This is a genomic window from Bradyrhizobium sp. MI1.11 (assembly GCF_055811255.1).
This window is the reverse complement of the sequence record NZ_JBVVPM010000019.1, coordinates 1-16711: the sequence shown is the minus strand read 5'-3', so window position 1 is coordinate 16711 and position 16711 is coordinate 1. Positions and strand designations below refer to the sequence as shown.

The 16711-nt window shown below is 63.5% G+C and carries 17 protein-coding genes; 8 read left to right on the top strand and 9 right to left on the bottom strand.

What is annotated here, in order from left to right:
• Nucleotides 1–342: 342 nt before the first annotated feature.
• Complete coding sequence (locus tag AC0L30_RS19715; protein WP_219682387.1) at nt 343–1629, top strand: NRAMP family divalent metal transporter; 1287 nt, start codon at nt 343–345, stop codon at nt 1627–1629.
• 143 nt (nt 1630–1772) lie between these two features.
• Here the strand turns inward: AC0L30_RS19715 and AC0L30_RS19710 are convergent, their stop codons facing one another.
• Nucleotides 1773–1961: a hypothetical protein gene (locus tag AC0L30_RS19710; RefSeq protein WP_219682386.1), complete on the bottom strand. Its 189-nt coding sequence runs from the start codon at nt 1959–1961 to the stop codon at nt 1773–1775.
• 161 nt (nt 1962–2122) lie between these two features.
• Here AC0L30_RS19710 and AC0L30_RS19705 point away from each other — a divergent pair, with 161 nt between their 5' ends.
• Nucleotides 2123–3337: a mandelate racemase/muconate lactonizing enzyme family protein gene (locus AC0L30_RS19705; protein ID WP_473404989.1), complete on the top strand. Its 1215-nt coding sequence runs from the start codon at nt 2123–2125 to the stop codon at nt 3335–3337.
• A gap of 5 nt (nt 3338–3342) precedes the next feature.
• Here AC0L30_RS19705 and AC0L30_RS19700 read toward each other — a convergent pair whose 3' ends face one another.
• The 4 genes from AC0L30_RS19700 to rocF all read right to left on the bottom strand — a co-directional run bounded on the left by AC0L30_RS19700 (nt 3343) and on the right by rocF (nt 6679).
• Nucleotides 3343–3639 (bottom strand): hypothetical protein, encoded by a 297-nt coding sequence (locus AC0L30_RS19700; protein WP_219682384.1) that lies wholly within the window; start codon nt 3637–3639, stop codon nt 3343–3345.
• Between the two features lie 100 nt (nt 3640–3739).
• On the bottom strand, nt 3740–4282 hold the full coding sequence (locus tag AC0L30_RS19695) for a c-type cytochrome (RefSeq protein ID WP_007601504.1): 543 nt from the start codon (nt 4280–4282) through the stop codon (nt 3740–3742).
• A complete protein-coding gene (gene soxC / locus AC0L30_RS19690) occupies nt 4269–5540 on the bottom strand; it encodes a sulfite dehydrogenase (protein WP_473404987.1) in 1272 nt (423 codons plus the stop codon). The genes AC0L30_RS19695 and soxC overlap by 14 nt, the downstream gene beginning before the upstream one ends.
• A gap of 161 nt (nt 5541–5701) precedes the next feature.
• Nucleotides 5702–6679, bottom strand: a complete 978-nt coding sequence (gene rocF / locus AC0L30_RS19685) for an arginase (protein ID WP_219682382.1) — start codon at nt 6677–6679, stop codon at nt 5702–5704.
• A 245-nt stretch (nt 6680–6924) separates the two neighbouring features.
• On the opposite strand from rocF, the gene AC0L30_RS19680 reads away from it, so the two are divergent.
• Nucleotides 6925–7209: a hypothetical protein gene (locus AC0L30_RS19680; protein ID WP_007601501.1), complete on the top strand. Its 285-nt coding sequence runs from the start codon at nt 6925–6927 to the stop codon at nt 7207–7209.
• A gap of 14 nt (nt 7210–7223) precedes the next feature.
• Here AC0L30_RS19680 and AC0L30_RS19675 read toward each other — a convergent pair whose 3' ends face one another.
• Nucleotides 7224–9965, bottom strand: a complete 2742-nt coding sequence (locus AC0L30_RS19675) for an EAL domain-containing protein (protein WP_473404986.1) — start codon at nt 9963–9965, stop codon at nt 7224–7226.
• Between the two features lie 61 nt (nt 9966–10026).
• Complete coding sequence (locus tag AC0L30_RS19670; protein WP_473404985.1) at nt 10027–11292, bottom strand: FecR family protein; 1266 nt, start codon at nt 11290–11292, stop codon at nt 10027–10029.
• A 129-nt stretch (nt 11293–11421) separates the two neighbouring features.
• Here AC0L30_RS19670 and AC0L30_RS19665 point away from each other — a divergent pair, with 129 nt between their 5' ends.
• From AC0L30_RS19665 to AC0L30_RS19650, 4 genes are all read left to right on the top strand, one after another.
• Nucleotides 11422–13218, top strand: coding sequence for a ShlB/FhaC/HecB family hemolysin secretion/activation protein (locus tag AC0L30_RS19665; protein ID WP_473404984.1), 1797 nt, complete (start codon nt 11422–11424; stop codon nt 13216–13218).
• A gap of 154 nt (nt 13219–13372) precedes the next feature.
• Nucleotides 13373–14203 carry an alpha/beta fold hydrolase gene (locus AC0L30_RS19660; RefSeq protein WP_473404983.1) on the top strand — a complete coding sequence of 277 codons (831 nt, stop codon included), beginning with the start codon at nt 13373–13375 and terminating at the stop codon, nt 14201–14203.
• A gap of 77 nt (nt 14204–14280) precedes the next feature.
• Complete coding sequence (locus AC0L30_RS19655) at nt 14281–14457, top strand: hypothetical protein (protein WP_157158661.1); 177 nt, start codon at nt 14281–14283, stop codon at nt 14455–14457.
• Between the two features lie 38 nt (nt 14458–14495).
• On the top strand, nt 14496–14813 hold the full coding sequence (locus AC0L30_RS19650) for a c-type cytochrome (RefSeq protein ID WP_473404982.1): 318 nt from the start codon (nt 14496–14498) through the stop codon (nt 14811–14813).
• 195 nt (nt 14814–15008) lie between these two features.
• Here the strand turns inward: AC0L30_RS19650 and AC0L30_RS19645 are convergent, their stop codons facing one another.
• Nucleotides 15009–15350 carry a phasin gene (locus AC0L30_RS19645; RefSeq protein ID WP_007601491.1) on the bottom strand — a complete coding sequence of 114 codons (342 nt, stop codon included), beginning with the start codon at nt 15348–15350 and terminating at the stop codon, nt 15009–15011.
• Nucleotides 15351–15492: 142 nt separating this feature from the next.
• Entirely contained in the window at nt 15493–15678 is a 186-nt protein-coding gene (locus AC0L30_RS19640) for a hypothetical protein (protein ID WP_007601490.1), read from the bottom strand.
• A gap of 591 nt (nt 15679–16269) precedes the next feature.
• Between AC0L30_RS19640 and AC0L30_RS19635 the strand changes: the two genes are divergently transcribed.
• Entirely contained in the window at nt 16270–16626 is a 357-nt protein-coding gene (locus AC0L30_RS19635) for a hypothetical protein (RefSeq protein WP_473404981.1), read from the top strand.
• Nucleotides 16627–16711: the final 85 nt, after the last annotated feature.

The following is a 16711-nucleotide window of genomic DNA, read 5'->3' as shown; positions in this document are numbered from 1 at the left end:
GCACCGCGCCCCGGGGAAATTAATAAAACACCAAAAAACCCCCCCCCCCCGGGGGGGGGGGGGGGCGGCGCCCCGCCCCCCCCCCGCCCCGCGGGGCGGGGGGGGGCCGGGGGGGGGGGGGGGGGCGGGGGGGGGGGGGGGCCCCCCCCCGCGCCCGGGACGCGCGCAAAGGCTGCACTGGGTATTCTTCGATGATGCACTTATACAGGTGTTTTGCCCGACGAGTCAAATGGAGATTCGCTTTATCAGAAATTGGCGAGGAGCCCGCTACGCGAAGCCCGGGAACCTTGTTCCCTCCTTGGCATTTGTGAAGGACGCGCCCCGACCGAGACCCCTCCTGCCATGACCGACAATGCTCTCGCCCCCACGAAATCCGCGCCGTCGCTGTTGCAGAGGTTGGGGCCGGGTCTCGTCACCGGGGCGGCGGACGACGATCCGTCCGGCATCGCCACCTATTCGCAGGCCGGCGCGCAATTCGGTTACGGACTGCTCTGGACGGTATTTCTGACCACGCCGTTCATGATCGCCATCCAGCTCGTCAGCGCCCGGATCGGCCGCGTCACCGGCAAGGGGCTGGCCGCCAACGTCATGCAGATCGCGCCGCGCTGGGCGGTGCTGTCGCTCGTCGCCATGCTCGTCGCCGCCAACACCTTCAACATCGCCGCCGACATCGCCGCGATGGCGGAGGCGCTCTCGCTCGTGATCGGCGGCCTCAACCACGAGCACGCGCTGATCTTCGCGGCGGGCTCGACCCTGCTGCAGGTGTTCCTGCCCTATCGGCGCTATTCGCCGGTGCTGAAATTTCTCACCTTGGCGCTGTTCGCCTATGTCGCGACCGCCTTCACGGTCGAGATCCCGTGGAGCACGGCGCTGCTCGCGGCGGTGTGGCCGAAGACGAATGTCAGCGCCGATTATTTCATGATGGTCGTCGCCGTGCTCGGCACCACGATCAGCCCGTATCTGTTCTTCTGGCAGGCCTCGCAGGAGATCGAGGAGATGAACCAGGGCAGGCGCGACAAGCCGCTGCGCGAGCTGAAGCACGGCGGCAGTCCGGAGCTGGCGCGCATCCGGGCCGACACCATCTCCGGCATGCTGCTCTCCAACGGCATCGCCTTCTTCATCATCCTCACCACCGCGTCGGTGCTGCACGCGAATGGCGTCACCAACATCAATTCGGCGACGGAGGCCGCCGAAGCGCTGCGGCCGCTCGCCGGCGACTTCACCTTCGCCCTGTTCGCGATCGGCATCATCGGCACCGGCCTGCTCGCAATTCCGGTGCTGGCGGGCTCGGCCGCTTACGGCGTGGCGGAGATCTTCGGCTGGCGCGCGACGCTGGAGGCGAAGCCCGACGAGGCGGTCGGCTTCTACACCATCATCGCCGCCGCCACCATCATCGGCTTCGGTCTAGGGTTCACCGGCATCGACTCGATCCACATGCTGGTCTGGAGCGCCGTGCTCAACGGCGTCGTCGCCGTTCCGATCATGGCCATGATGATGCTGATCGTCTCGAGCAAGACGATCATGGGTCGCTTCAAGGGCCGGTCATGGCTCGTCGCGCTGGGCTGGCTCGGCACCGCGCTGATGGCGCTGGCCGTGCTCGCCCTGCTCGGCTCGTCATTGATCGGCTGACTAACCTTGCGACAAGGCTGCCGATATCTGCGAGGCGATGATGAAGGCCGCGAACACCGCCGGCACGCCGATGAAGCGCAGGAATTGGTCTATCGAAAGCATCGCTGTCTCCCGCAAGACAAAAAATGTTTGCGCCCGCTGCGCTATTCCACCCCGTGCGCAGCGTGCTGATCGGCCGTCAGAAACTGATCGGAAATGGCGGCTCCACTCATCGTGAGCAGCGCCAGGATCGAAATCACAGCCAGAAATTTCATGGCCGGAGGGTCGATCCCGATTGTGGCCAAAAACGTCAAAGCATGGTCCCTTTTCAGGACAACCCCGGGAAAGATCATGGCTGTCCCCACCGGATTTTCCCTTAGAATGGCGGGAAGGGCCTTCCAGGCGCCCCTCGCCGGGCTTCACTGCGCAGGACCGTTCGCCTAACAATCCTGGCTGGAGCCGGGCTTGCGAGCCGGCCAAAGAAAAAAAGCGCCGCCGGGCGACAGGGAGCGACATGACCAGATCGTCGAAAGCAACAAGCCTCGAAATCCTCGCCTGCGATGCCGGCTGGAGAAACTACCATTTCGTCAAGCTGACGACCGAAGACGGCGTCGTCGGCTGGAGCGAGTTCGACGAGGGTTTTGGCTCACCCGGCGTCGGTGCTGCGATCCAGCGCCTGTCCGCCCGCGTCGTCGGGCAGAACGTTTTCCGGCACGAGCGCATCTACGCCGAGCTGTTCGCGGCCACACGTCCCGCCGCCGGCGGCGTGGTGGCGCAGGCGCTCGGCGCGATCGAGAATGCGCTGCTCGATGCCAAGGCGAAATGTCTCGGCGTGCCCTGCTACGAGCTGCTCGGCGGCAAGATCCGCGACCGTGTCAGGGTCTATTGGTCGCATTGCGCAACGTGGCGGATCAATCACCCGTCCTGGTACAAGCCGCCGATCGAGAACCTCGACGGCGTCATGGTAATGGGACGCGAGGTGCGCGAGAAGAAGTTCACCGCGCTCAAGACCAACATCTTCTCCTACGACGACGGCAAGCCAACCGGTTGGCGACCGGGCTTCGGCTCGCCCTTCGCCCCCGAGATCAACGTCGATCGCAAAATCCTGCGCGACCTGCGCATGCATCTGGAGGCGATCCGCGACGGTGCAGGCCCCGACGTCGACATCCTGCTTGATTGCAACTTCAACGCCAAGACCGAGGGCTATCTGGAGATCCTGCGCACCATCGCGGACCTCGACATGTTCTGGATCGAGATCGACAGCTTCAATCCGGAAGCACTCGGTTACATCCGCAGGCAAAGCCCGCATCCGATCTCGTCCTGCGAGACGCTATTGGGCCTGCGCGAATTCCTGCCCTATTTTCGCGAGCAGGCCATGGACGTCGCGATCATCGACACGCCCTGGAACGGCGTCTGGCAGTCGATGAAGATCGCAGCCGCCGCGGAAGCGTTCGAAATCAACGTTGCCCCGCATAATTTCTACGGCCATCTCTGTTCGATGATGAACGCGCATTTCTGCGCCGCCGTGCCGAACCTGCGCATCATGGAGATCGACATCGATCGCCTGGCGTGGGACCGCGAGCTGTTCACGCATGAGCCGGATATTCAGAACGGCCATCTGGTCATTCCGGACCGACCCGGCTGGGGCACCGATCCGAACGAGGAAGCCCTTCGCGCGCATCCGCCGAAGACCAGCGGCGGATTGCTCAACTACGGTCGCAAGAACTAGACGTCTTACGGCGTCACTGGATTGACGGTCGGGGACGTCTTTGGCCCCGGCCGCGCCGGCTCGATCGGTGATTTCGGTTCGGTCGGGAGAATTTTGGCACCTGCGGCGCGTGTGGCCTCGCCAGTGGTCGCATACATCGCGACGTGAGCAGGCTGCGTCTTGGCCCGATTCCATGGTCCGTGATCGACGATGAGCATCGCAGCAATCGTCACCGCGGCCACAATCAACGCGATCACGCCGGGATGGCGAAGCGCCGAGGACATGGAATTTGCGAAGCGATCCGTTGCCATCGTGGAATCCATAGGTTTTTCCTCTCGCAGGTTAATGCAATTGCGTCCTGCGAGTTCCGCCCCTGCCGAGCCAAGTTCCAAGCCAATGCGGGAACCTGACGCCACAAGGCGCTCAGTGTTTCACATCCGGCCGCGCATCGCCGACGAACCGGTCGCGATTCGGCATCTTGACCGCCGCGAGCGATTTGGCATCGAGCGTCGCGTCCGCTCCGACCAGTCCATTCAGGTTCAGGATGTACGCGGACACCGCATAAACCTCCTCATCGCTCAGCGATTGCGGTGCGTTCTGCGGCATCGCACGGCGGATGTAGTCGAACAGCGTCGGCGCATACGGCCAATAGCTGCCGACCGTGCGGATCGGTTTTGGTGTTGCGATCGTGCCCTGCCCACCGACGAGCCGGTCACCCAGCCCGCCCTCGCCCTTGTCGCCATGGCATGATGCACATTGCTGGGCGAACACCTCGCGACCACGACTGACCGAGCCACTTCCCTTCGGCAGATTGCTGCCGTCGCGTCCGACGTCGATATTCCAGCCAGCAATCTCCGCAGCCGTCGCGGGACGTCCGAGGCCGTACAGAGTCTGTGCCTGCGCCCCGCTCGCGAACGCACACAGCACGATGACAACAGCAATGCCGCAAGTCTCACGCCAGCGCATTGGTCACCTCGCCGTCGGCCGCGATGCGCCAGGGCCAGATCGCGTTGTTGTGGTAGAAATAGTTCTCGCCGCGCACCGCGAGCAACTCGGCCAGAGTCGGCTGCACATAGCCGGTTTCGTCGATGGCACGGCTCTGGATCACGGCAGGCTTGCCGTCCCACTGCCAGGGCAGGCGAAAGCGTGTCAACGCACGCGTCAGCACCGGCTCCTGCAATTGCGCGCTTTGCCAACTCTTTCCCTCGTCGACGGACAGTTCGACGCGCGCGATCTTGCCATGCCCGCTCCACGCGATGCCGGTGATCTCGTGGAAGCCGGGCGCGCCCAGGCGTTGGCCGCCGGAGGGCCTCGTGATGATCGACTTCGCCTCCATGTAGAACGAAAATTCACGCGCGGTGCCGTCCGGCAGCAGGTCGGTGTATTTCGAGGTCTCCTCGCGCGAATAAACCGGCTCAGCCGTCACATGCAGGCGCCGCAGCCACTTAACGCTCATATTGCCCTCGAAGCCTGGCAGGAACAGCCGCAGCGGATAGCCCTGCTGCGGGCGCAGCCGCTCCCCGTTCTGGCTGTAGACCAGCATGGCGTCCTCGAGGCATTTCTCGATCGGGATGCTGCGGGTCAGCGCAGCCGCGTCGGCACCTTCGGCGACGATCCATTTGGCATCCGGCTTCAATCCGGCCTCCTGGAGCACCAGCTTGAGGCTGACGCCGGTCCATTCTGCACAACTCACCAGACCTACAAGGTCCGACGCAGTCTTGCCGTAAGGCTTGCTGTAGCCGGGATTGCCGGAGCATTCGAGAAAGTGGACGCGCGATTCCGACGGGAAACGCCTGAGATCGTCCATTGTGAAGATCAGCGGACGCTCGACCAGCCCGTGCAGCATCAACCGGTGCTGGGCCGGATCGATGGTCGGAACGCCGCCATGATGACGCTCGTAAAACAGTCCGTTCGGCGTGATGATGCCATCGAGCTCCTGCAACGGCGTCCGGCTGGAGGCAGAGATGTACTGCTTGAGCGTCTTCGAGATGTTCTTGACGAGGCCCTTCTCGAACGGCGATGGCGCGCCATAGAGCTGGCCTCCCGTCGGCTCGCCCGGCGCCTTCATCCATTCGGGAATGTTGGGTGGAAGATTGTCGGTCGCGGCGGCAACCGATGCGCCGGCGCCCAGGACAGTGCCACCCGCAGCCGCCGCGCCGGCGCGCAGAAAGCGACGGCGAGTCGTGCCCGCAGGTTTGTCGTCGGCGTCGCTCGTGCTGCTCATTTGCGGATCCTCGGCTGAAGCGCGACCCGCATGAAACATTCTGCGACGAGCATTTGCAATTCGCACCTGTTTCAAAAACAGGCGATTTCGACCTCGACTGATCTAAATCTGGCGGGCGCGACGGCAATTCTCTTCTTCGCAATGCACAAACGGCTCATCCATCACTCGCCCGGCGCGATCGCATTGCTGGGGGTTGGCCGGTCGGCGATCTGCTGGCCGAACAGGCTGCCGATCAGTTCGACCGCGGTGCGCGCGGTGCGGCCACGCTCGTCGAGGAACGGATTGAGCTCGACGATGTCGACTGAACCGACTACGCCGGAATCGTGCAGGAGCTCCATGATCAGATGCGCCTCACGATAGGTCGCTCCGCCCGGCACCGTCGTGCCCACGCCGGGTGCGACGCAGGGGTCGAGAAAATCGACGTCGAAGCTGACATGCAGCACGCCGTTGCTGGCCCTGACGCGCTCGATGACGCGACGGATCAGCACGGCGACGCCGAATTCGTCGATCTGGCGCATATCGACAACCCTGATCCGGCGCGTGCGCATCAACTCCTTTTCGAGCTTGTCGATTGAGCGCGCGCCGAACAGGTCGAGCCTGTCGGGATCGATCGGGGCGCGCGGATCATCGCCGAGCAAGCCGTCGAGGCCGGGTTCGCCGCAAAGGAATGCCGCCGACATGCCGTGCATGTTGGCGGTGATCGTCGTCTCAGGCGTGTTGTAATCGGCATGCGCATCGAGCCAGAGCACGAACAGCTCGCGTCCGCGCTCCTGCCAGTGACGGGCCATGGCATTCACCGATCCCATCGACAATGTGTGATCGCCACCGAGGAAAATCGGCAGCGCGCCGGTTTTCGCGATCTCGTAGCCTCTGCGGCTCAGCACGCGCGTCCAGCGCTGGATTTCGCGGTAGTGATTGGCTTTGTCGGGGGGCCTGTCTGCGAGGTCCCGGAGCTCGCCCACGGAGAGATCGCCGTAATCGACGACCTCGAAATCCAGGCTCTCTAGCAGTGTCGCAAGGCCGGCGGTGCGGAGCGCCGCAGGGCCCATCAGAGTACCGCGCTGCGAAGCCCCCATGTCGATGGGAGCGCCGAGCAGGGCGATGCGCCGGGCTCGATCCGTCGTGGTCCGGTCAGTCACAGCTGTCTCCTGAGATCAGCAAGATTGAGCCAGCCTAACAGAGATTCGCACCCGTCGTTTCACGGGGAAGGTCCACGCAGGGGCGCATCGTCCCGGAACAAAAGCCCGCGCGCCGAATTGCTCATCCAAGGCCGGTACCCGCCGTAAAAACCACGGCGCCTGTCGCGGATAGCCAAAGGTCATGCGACCCGCTGTTCAGAACGAGCGCTCGCGCGGATAGCCAAAGGTACCGGCCTCCGCCGCACATGATCAGCCTGGAGGTTGCGCACTTGAGCACGGAGATCCCGCAGTCCACTTCACATCCCGGCATGGCCGAGCGCGCCATCGATGCCGCGACGGACGTATCCCGCACCATCGGTGAAGTCGCAGGTGGCCTGCATGCAGCTGTCGACCGCATGACCTCCGCAATCGACGATGCGCGAAAGCCGGGCCGGCCCCTCGCGACCGTCGCTGCGATCACGCGCGAAGCGCCGCTTGCCAGCCTGTTCGTTGCTTTCCTGTTCGGCGTCGCGGTCGCGCGTCGGCGCTAAATCGTAACAGGTGTTCAGGCGGCGCTGACGGCCGCGCACTCGGACGCGAGGAATTGTCGCTCGAATGCCTCCGCCGGCATCGGACGGCCAAAGAAATAGCCCTGGCCTTCCTCGCATCCCATGCTCACCAGGAAGTCGGCCGTCGCGCGATTCTCGATGCCTTCGGCCACGACCGTGAGACCGAGCTGCTTGCTGAGACCGATGGTCGACCCGACAATCGCGGCATCGTCGGAGTTCGCGAGCAGACCGAGCACGAACGACCGGTCGATCTTGAGCCCATCGAGCGGGAACTTCTTCAAATAGCTCAGGCTCGCATAGCCAGTGCCGAAATCGTCGAACAGGACGCGGACGCCGAGCTGCTGGATGCGTTTGAACATATCGAGCACCCGGGCTTCGTCGTGTAGCAGGATGTCCTCGGTGACCTCGAGTTCGAGCAGCGACGGCGTGAGCCCCGTCGCTTCGAGCATCCCCGCAACCGAATGCGCGAGGTCGCCGGAGTGGATCTGCGAGGGCGACAAATTGATCGCGACGCGCACACTGTCGCCGGACAATTCCCAGGCGCGTGCCTGCCGGCAGGCAGTTTCCATCACCCAGTTTCCGATCCGCTCGGACAGGGCTGAGCTATTGACCACCGGCATGAACTCTCCTGGCGAAACGTAGCCGCGCACGGGATGCCGCCAGCGGATCAGCGCTTCGGCCCCGACCAGGCTGGCGTCGATCAGGCGAACCTGAGGCTGGTAGAACAGCTCGAACTCGCCGCGATCGGCGGCAAGCGCCAATTCACTCTCCAGCGTCAGCCGGTTCTCCAGCTCCTGCCGGATCGCGCTCTCGAAGACCACATAACCGCCGCGCCGCGTCAGTTTTGACTTGGTCAACGCAAGATGGCCGTTGCTCAGGAGATCGTCGGCGTTGTGTCCGCCTTCTGGATGGACGGCGACGCCGATGCTGATCTTGACGCGATGCTGCCGCGTGCCGGTCGCAAGCGGCGCTTCGAACGCGCGCGCGATGCGCTCGGCGAACTCTGCGATCGGCTCGTCGCCATCTGCGCCTTTGCGCGCAATGGCGAATTCGTCTCCGCTGAGCCGGGCAACGACAGCGTCGTCGCCCGCTTCAGCTTTCAGGCGACCAGCGACCGCCTGCAGCACGAGATCTCCGGCGGAATGACCCAGCATGTCATTGATGCTCTGGAAGCCGTCGAGCCCGATCACGAGCAGCGCGACCTTGCAGGGGCGCTGCCCCGCATCCCCGATCATGCCGACCAGTCCGGCATGCAGCGTGTTGCGGTTGACCAGACCGGTCAGCGCGTCGTACTCGGCGAGATATCTGACGCGTTCGGCCTCGCGCTTGCGGACCGAAATGTCGCGCAGGATGGCTCCGTATTGGAAGCCGTCCGTTCCCTGCCAGCCCGAGAAGCTCGCCTCGACCGGGAAAGTTTCACCGTTCTTGCGCCGCCCTTCGAACTCGACGACGACCGCCCCACCGGGGACCAGGAGTGCCTGGCGCGCGGCGTCGCGCATGGACGGCCTCGCGTCACCGTCCACTGATACGGCGCACAGCGTTTCGAACGGGCGGCCGATGATCTCGGCGGGCATATAGCCGAAGATCGCACTGGCGCCGGGATTCCACACGGCGATCAGCTGACCTTCGTCGGTGCAGACGAGGCCATCGCCGAGCGACATCGCGATACGATGAAAGCGGCTTTCGGCGATGCGCCCCAGGAGACCGCGGAAATCGATTTCGTCGAGTGCGATCGCCGTCAGATAAGCGACAATCGCGATGTGGAACAGCGATGTGTCGATGATGAAGGGCCATCTTGCCTGCACGAGGACCGCAACCAGCTCGAAGACCGCCCCGGCCGAGATCAGGATTGCAACGCGAATTCCCGGTCCGAAGCGGCGCCACGAATACATCATCAGCAGGCAGATCACCGCGAGACCAAGGATCATGCCGATATCGGAGGTCCAGCGCAGCATCCGGTTCTGGAGGATCGATTCAGCTGCCAGCGCCTGGAGGATGGGTCCGGAGATGATGCGGCCATTTGGAACACTGAAGCGGTCGCCGAGTTCGAGCGCCGTCGCGCCAATGATGACCTTCTTGTCTCTTAGCTTGTCGAGAGTGGCCGTGTTGCCGCGGAGCACGTCGACATAGGAGACACTCGGAACGGAGCCCGCCCGAATGCTGAAATCGATCAGGAATGGCGGCCGCCGATTGGCGTCCTGCCCGGCCAGCACGACGGCCATCGACGGCATCAAGGCATCGCCGAGCTTCTCGCCGAACGGATAGCGACGAACGAGCCCGTCGGATTCGATCGCGACATTGACCAGCGCCGGCCACGACTGGTTGCTGAACGGCTTTAAGGGGCGATTGATGTGAGCTGCGCCGCCATTCGGCGCCGGTTGCTTGAAGGACGGCAGGATCGTCGAGCCGCCGGCCTCACGCAGTGCGGTGACGAACGCCTCGTCGGAGGCCGGATCGGATGGGGAGCTGAAATCGACGTCGAAAGCAACGTCCTGCGCCCCAGCGGCCTCTAACCTGTGCAACAGTTCCGCGTGCAGCCGGCGCGGCCAGGGCCATACCCCGATCTGGTCGATCGAGGGCGCATCGATGGCCACCACGACGACATTGCCGCTCGCGGCACGCGATTGCCAGGCGAACCGCAGGTCAGTCAGCGCGTTGCGAAGCGCGCCATGCCACCCCGTGGACAGCACGATCGCCAGCGCGGTCACAACTAGAATATGTGGACGATAGCGCTTCACTCCGGTCCTCCCGCGCACCCGCTTCTGCGGTTGCGCCCCCCTCATCCCCTAAGAAATCGCCTCAGTGCTTGTTGTGGCCAAAGGCATTGCCGTGACCATTGCTGCCGTTGCCGCCGCCATTGCCGTTGCCGTTACCGTTGTTGCCCCTGCCGTTACCGGTGGCACCGTTGTTGCCATCACCGTTGCCGGAATTGCCGTTACCGGAGTTGCCCTTGCCGGGGTTGGACTTGCCATCGGAGTTTCCGCTGCCGGCGCCGGAGCCGTCGCTGGACGCACCGGCCGTGGTCGCGGCTATTGTCGTGCTCGCAGCCGAGGAGCTGGTGCTGCCAGCCGTCACGCCGCTGCTCGTGGTAACCGCAGTCTGGACGGTGCTGTTGGATGCCGTCGTGCTCGCTTTCGAGTCGCTCCAGACCGTTTCGGTGCTGGCGTGCGCGTTGCGCACCTGTCCGGGAGCACCGCCGCCGTGGGCGAGCCCGTGCGTGACCTTGTGGACGTTCAGCTTGACCTCGCCGAGCGGGCTCGAGATGCGCACGACGCCGGCCTTGGCAGCACCGCCCTTGGGCGCGCGACCGCCTGCCGCCTGTTGCGATGGCTTGAGTGCGCCGGCCGCCTTGGTGCCCTTGTCGATCGCACCGAGCGCATGGATCGCATGGCCGTTCGCCGCATTGCGCGGGGCCGACAGGCCCGATTTCGGCACGGGGACGCGCTCGATCGTCGAGGCGCGCGGCTTGCCGTGCTCGATCGGATTGAAGGTGCCGGAGCCGCTCAGAGAGAGGCCGGGCTTGCCGTGCTCAAAGACGGTGGCGGCCTGCCCCGGCAGGACCTGGGCGATCTGTCCCGTCTTGAAGTCGGAGACCTCGACCTGGCCGCGAAGCACGCCGACCTTGGTGCTGCCCGCATTCACGGTGACGCTGAACTGTGTGCCCTTGACGACAGCGGCGAGATAGGGCGTCTCGACCTCGAAATGCTTGACGTTGCGCTTCTCGACTTCGAGCAGGATCGAACCTGCCTGCTGGATGATAGTGGTCGAGAGACCCTCCTTGCTCTCGGTGGGCAAGCCGACCACCGAGTTGGGAGAGATCAGGATCGTCTCCTCCCCGCGGACGAGGAGCACGCGGCCATTACGCCCGGTGCGAATGGTGTCGCCGGGCTTGAGTGCCTCCTGCTGACTCAAGGACACCTGCTGAGCGCCGCTGGTGGCGACCCAGACCTCACCGGTGGCCTTGCCGACTGACCAGACGCCGTCGTCCGCGGCGGATGCGCCGGTAGCCGTTCCCAGGATCAGCGCAGCCGCGAAGGTGCACCGCATTCCAATTTTGCTCAGCATGACGATCCTCAGTCCGCGTTACAGCCAGCCTGAGGGGTATCCGAAATCACTCAACATAGGATTAGCGGGAAGCGGCCAGCGGAGCGGTCGCGTTAACGGTTCATTGACCATAAAAAACTATGAAAAATCATGTGGCTAACGAACCCTTATCGCATCAGGGGCACATCTCCGTCGAACTACGGGGACAGGCGCATTGCGCGCGTCGGGAAGCGGCATCTCATTACCACAATGGTGCTGTTGGCTCCTTTTTTCACGGGAGTTCCTCAGGCTTTCGCACAACAGGCGAACCAGCCGGGCTTCGATCCGCGCCAACCCGAGAAGTATTTTGAAAACCAAACCGAGCGGGAATCGCTGAGCCGTCCTCCGGTCAGGCTACCAACAGTCGACCGGCCCAACACCGGCGGCGATACCAAGCCGCAGTTCGTGCTGCGCGGCATCCACGTCAGGGGAGCCCGGGCCGTTTCCCCCGATCGCATCGCCGCGGTCTACCAGCCCTATGTCGGCAAGAAGGTTTCTCAGGCGGATCTCGCCGCGATCGCCGGCGCGATCAGCGATCTCTACCGCGCCGATGGTTTTCACTTGAGCCGGGCGATCGTGCCGCCGCAGGATATCGCCGATGGCCTGCTCCGGATCCAGGTGATCGAAGGCGCCATCGTCCAGGCCGAGCTGAAAGGCGATGGCGCCGAACAGTTCGGCGTGAGACCGATGCTTGGGCCGGTTCTGGCCGAGCAACCGTCGCGCCTGACGACGCTGGAACGCCAGCTCTTTCTCATTAACGGCAGACCTGGCGTCCGGATCACCGATACCGCACTGGAGGAGATCGGCGGGGCAACCGGCCGCTTCCGCCTCGTCGTCTATTTGAAGACCTGGCACGTCTTCTCGTCGTTCGGTCTGGACAATCTCGGCTCATCATCAGTCGGTCCGTGGCAGACATACGCGACCGGCGCGTTCAACTCCTATCTCACGCCCGGCGACACGCTGGCGGTCAACCTGTCGACCATCGCCAACGACCCCCGCCAGCTTGGCTTCGCACGGCTGTCCTACGATGCACCCGTCGGCATCGACGGCGTGCGCCTCGGCGGGTCCGTCCTATACAGCGCGGTCAGGCCGGGCGATGTCCGCCGCCTCGACAGCGACATCACCACAACCGAAGCGTTCGAGCTGCGTGCCAGCATCGTCCCACTGCAGTCGCGATTGTCCTCGCTGACCCTGACTGCGGCGACGACCTTCAGCAACGTGTCCGAGCATGACCTTTACGGCGCCTGGTACAACGACCACATCAGGACAGCGAGCCTGATCGCCGACTACCGGCTTCAGGATCATTTCGGCGGCACCAATTTCGCGACGCTGACCTACCGCCAGGGCCTCGACATCTTCGGTGCCTCGCATTTCGACGACGATCTGTTGTCGCGCGATGGCGCGTCATCGAACTTCTCGGTGCTAAACCTCTGGTTCACGCGCTACCAGACGCTCAACGACGTCTGGTCGCTCAAGCTTTCCGCTGCGAGCCAGACGGCGTCACGGCCGCTGTTCACCTCGCAGCAATTCTATCTCGGCGGCGCTGCCTTCGGGCGCGGCTATGGCGCAGCAGAGATCAGTGGGGACAACGGTCTTGCCGGCTCACTCGAGCTGCGCTTCGACCAGAAGCTCAATTTCCGTTACTGGACCGGCTATCAGCTCTATGCCTTCGGTGACGCCGGCGCAGTCTGGAACGACGGTTACCGCCTGAGCGACGGCCTGTCGCTGACCTCGGCCGGAGCTGGCGTGCGGTTCTTCCTGCCGGCCGATTTCCAGGCTGATCTCGGCGTGGCTGTCCCCCTGAGCTACCGGGCGCCCGACAACGAGCGCCGCAGCCCGCGCCTCCTTTTTACTTTGACTAGCGCGTTGCGGCTCTGCTCCGAACGCGGCAAGGGCGGTTGTCTGTAAATCCCTTGCCCTTCGCGCTGTGCTCCGACATGCGGCCCTTTTTGGGGCGCGGCGCACAGGCTTGCCTAAATTTAATCCCGTAGCCTGCTCACGATCGCTCGATCCGGGAGTTCCCAATAGCCATGTTCAGTCAAAAGTGATTTGAGACGGAACCATGAAAAGGGTGTTTGCAGTTCTGGCGTTTCTCTGCGTCCTCGGCGTCGGCCAATATTTCGTGGTCAGCCGGTTCGCGATCCGCCATGAGGTTTTGACCCTGTTCGACGCCGCGCGCCAGCGGCCGATCGCGGTCGAAATCGCTGTACGGCGCGACTACGAGACCAAGGCCAATCTCGGCCTCTGGAAGCTCCCGCTCGCCATCATCAGCAACGGCAATACCGTCAAGGCCACCGAATATTCCTTCCTCGCCAACGTGCTCGCCGCACGCGGTTATCTCGTCGCCAGCATCCAGCAGGATCTGCCGAGCGATCCGCCGCTGATGACCAAGGCCGGCCAGCAATATGTCGGCCGGCGCGAGGTCTATATCCGCTGCGAGGCCAACATCCTCTTCACCTTGCGCGAATTGAAGCGGCGGCAGGAGAACGCCGACTACGACCACATCACGCTCGTCGGGCATTCCAACGGCGGCGACGTTTCGATGTATGTCGCCCATCAGCACCCGGAGCTGGTGTCGAAAGTGATCACGCTGGACAATCTGCGGGTGCCTTTCGTGCTTAGCGACCACATGAAGATCCTGTCGTTCCGCTCAAAGGATCCGCATTTTGTAACCGATCCCGGCGTGCTGCCGACGCCGGAAGAGGCCAAGGCGCGCGGCATTGATATTATCCACACTGGCGCACAGCATACCGAGATGAGCGATCGCGGTCCCGATGCGGTCAAGGAGAAGATCCAGGCAACACTCGACCGCTTCCTGCGCGACAGCGCCAGCAGCGCGCTCGCGCCGGCCGATACACGAAGCCCGATGATCATGAACCCCGGCGACTATTAGTCTGGCCCCTTTGCGGCAGATCAAGGCTGCCGCGAGCCGACCACGATAGAAAGGGCCTCGCCATCTCGGAGAGGCACGTGTCGCACTCCATCGAAAGCCTTGATACGAAAAGACTCGATACGACAAGCTTTGCCCTGCCTGCGGCAAGGACGCCGAGATTCGCCCGGCATCTCTATCGTTCGGCTCGCAAGCTGCTGCGGTCGATCATTGCCCGCATCGACCTCTCGCAGTATCCGGGTTCGTGCTGCGGATGAGGACGGCGTCGCGAGCCAACAACACACAGGGTTGCTCTATGCACCGGCATTTGAGACGAATTTGCCTGCTGGTTGCCGTGGCCTCGAGCGTGGGCGCGTCGTCCGCTCTCGCCGCCGATGCAGATCACGGCGCCGACCTTGCGAGGCGCTGGTGCGCCAGCTGCCATGTCGTGGCGAACGGCCAAACACAGGCGAGTGCCGACGTCCCCTCTTTCGTGTCCGTTGCGCGCAGGCCTGACTTCAGTTCGGAAAGGCTCGCCTTTTTCCTGCTAGACCCGCACCCGAAAATGCCGAATTTCCCCTTGAGCCGGATCGAAGCCGGCGATATCGCGGCCTACATCGCATCGCTACGTTAGCAGAACGACCGATTGGTCAAAACACCTGCGACAGATGCAATCCCTGCCTGAGAACCGACAAGGATCAGCAGAAAGGATGATGGGCGGCGAATGAGGTCCATTCGACAGCCCATCATGGACCGGCACCAGTATCGATGTGCAAATATTCACGCCGCGTAAGTCCAATCTGTGGACGCGCCGTGAACACACCGAGAATCAGGACTTACCCTTCCCCGGCTGCATGAGACTGCCGGTCATCTGGCGCATGTGGTCTCCGGCACTGGTGAACTGGCTGCGCAGGAAATCCGATTGGATTCGCATCGCCTCCTGAAGGTCGGTGGCATGGACGAGCTTGCGAGCATGCTCGAACGCCGACTTCATGTTCTGCTCGGTGAAAGCGAGCGCCTGCTTCGACACGTCCGCCCCCGCGCCCGGAACGGTCGTCATCGATTTGGTGGCGGCTTCGAAAAACATGCCGAATGCCTTTTCCGCCTGGTCAATCGTCTTCTCGGCCAGGTCGCGCAGTTCGGCCGGAACTTCGAGCTTCGGTTCGATCATGGTCGCACTCCTCCCGTTTTCAGAACTGAATACCACACTTGCCGGATCGCCTGCCAGCGTCCAGCCCGGGGAAGACGTTGCCCGGCGGCCGGCTCTGGCAGGAAAACGAAGGGCAAGGCGTAAGGCCGGCGCGCAGGCAGGCTCAGGACAGGGGGTGTTCGGGGAGAGCTTCTTCGGTGGCGAGGTCTTCGACGAGCTTGATGACCTCGAAACGCTGCCGGGGCGCGAGCTTCAGAAACGCGCGGAGCAGGCGCAGGCTTTCGACGGTGCCGCTTGCAGGCGCGCCGAGCTTGAGGTGCAGCTCAGCTGCGAAATTGAGGTTCTTCATCTCGCACCTATGACAAGCATCGGACTTCGTGATCCCACATCGAGGTCCCAACCAAGAACCAAACGCCACAACCGGATGCCATAAGCGGATGCTATGGCGACGGCGCGCTTTCGTCCCGGGGACGCCCGGTGTGTTCGCGCGCCGAGCTACATGTGCAATCGGGCGCACCTGAACAGGTTGCAACTATGTCAAGAAACAACCCCTCCGGCAAGGCTAACAGTTGGCGCAGCGATGCTTCGTCTGCATCGCACCACGGCAATTCCGGATAACAGGAATATGGCCCGCCGTCACCCACCTGCGTCAAGAAGCGTCATCGATCAGCATACAGCCTCGATCGCCGTCAATCGACGCTGCATTTCGTGTTGTTTCGGATGTGAATGGACGTTGGTGGACGCGAATTAGTGCTTCTTCAGCGTATACACGTAATTGTTGAGTCCGGCGTCGGCGATTGTATCGTCGACGAAATAAACGTCGTGAACCGTTTTCGAGGAGCAAACGACAAAGCGGTGGCGAAACAGCCACGCAGATCACGGGCGCCGTGGCCGATTGCATTGATACGATTCGGGCGCCCCAGCACCAAAGGACGACGGCATGCTTTCTCGCTGCGATCTCATCAAGGGCGCCGCAGTCGCGCTTCTCACCTTCTCGATACCAAGCGCGTGGGCGCAGGAGACCAGGATGAACCTGTTCAAGATAGTCACCATCAAGGACGAAATCGTCGTCGGATTGTCGACGGAGGAGCTTCAGGCCCTCGGCGGCAATGATGCCAGCGCCGTTGCACACGCCTTGGCGCAGAAGGGCGATCTCACCGTCTGGCAATACAACGTGCATCGCGGTCCGAACGGCGAATTGCAGCAAGCGCCGACCGCCAGAATCGCGCTTTTGGCCAACGCCTCACTGCGGGTCGAGCCCTATGCCACGACCTACCAGATCCTACCGCATCCCTAAGCAGGAGACCGGGGGGGGGGGGGGGGGGGGGGGGGGGGGGGGGGGGGGGGGGGGGGGGGGGGGGGGGGGGGGGGGGGGGGGGGGG

Coding starts and splice junctions, on each gene's coding strand:
- AC0L30_RS19715 (WP_219682387.1), top strand. CDS start 343: ATGACCGACAATGCTCTCGCCCCCACGAAATCCGCGCCGTCGCTGTTG.
- AC0L30_RS19710 (WP_219682386.1), bottom strand. CDS start 1,961: ATGATCTTTCCCGGGGTTGTCCTGAAAAGGGACCATGCTTTGACGTTT.
- AC0L30_RS19705 (WP_473404989.1), top strand. CDS start 2,123: ATGACCAGATCGTCGAAAGCAACAAGCCTCGAAATCCTCGCCTGCGAT.
- AC0L30_RS19700 (WP_219682384.1), bottom strand. CDS start 3,639: ATGGATTCCACGATGGCAACGGATCGCTTCGCAAATTCCATGTCCTCG.
- AC0L30_RS19695 (WP_007601504.1), bottom strand. CDS start 4,282: ATGCGCTGGCGTGAGACTTGCGGCATTGCTGTTGTCATCGTGCTGTGT.
- soxC (WP_473404987.1), bottom strand. CDS start 5,540: ATGAGCAGCACGAGCGACGCCGACGACAAACCTGCGGGCACGACTCGC.
- AC0L30_RS19680 (WP_007601501.1), top strand. CDS start 6,925: ATGATCAGCCTGGAGGTTGCGCACTTGAGCACGGAGATCCCGCAGTCC.
- AC0L30_RS19670 (WP_473404985.1), bottom strand. CDS start 11,292: ATGCTGAGCAAAATTGGAATGCGGTGCACCTTCGCGGCTGCGCTGATC.
- AC0L30_RS19665 (WP_473404984.1), top strand. CDS start 11,422: ATGTGGCTAACGAACCCTTATCGCATCAGGGGCACATCTCCGTCGAAC.
- AC0L30_RS19660 (WP_473404983.1), top strand. CDS start 13,373: ATGAAAAGGGTGTTTGCAGTTCTGGCGTTTCTCTGCGTCCTCGGCGTC.
- AC0L30_RS19650 (WP_473404982.1), top strand. CDS start 14,496: ATGCACCGGCATTTGAGACGAATTTGCCTGCTGGTTGCCGTGGCCTCG.
- AC0L30_RS19645 (WP_007601491.1), bottom strand. CDS start 15,350: ATGATCGAACCGAAGCTCGAAGTTCCGGCCGAACTGCGCGACCTGGCC.
- AC0L30_RS19640 (WP_007601490.1), bottom strand. CDS start 15,678: ATGAAGAACCTCAATTTCGCAGCTGAGCTGCACCTCAAGCTCGGCGCG.
- AC0L30_RS19635 (WP_473404981.1), top strand. CDS start 16,270: ATGCTTTCTCGCTGCGATCTCATCAAGGGCGCCGCAGTCGCGCTTCTC.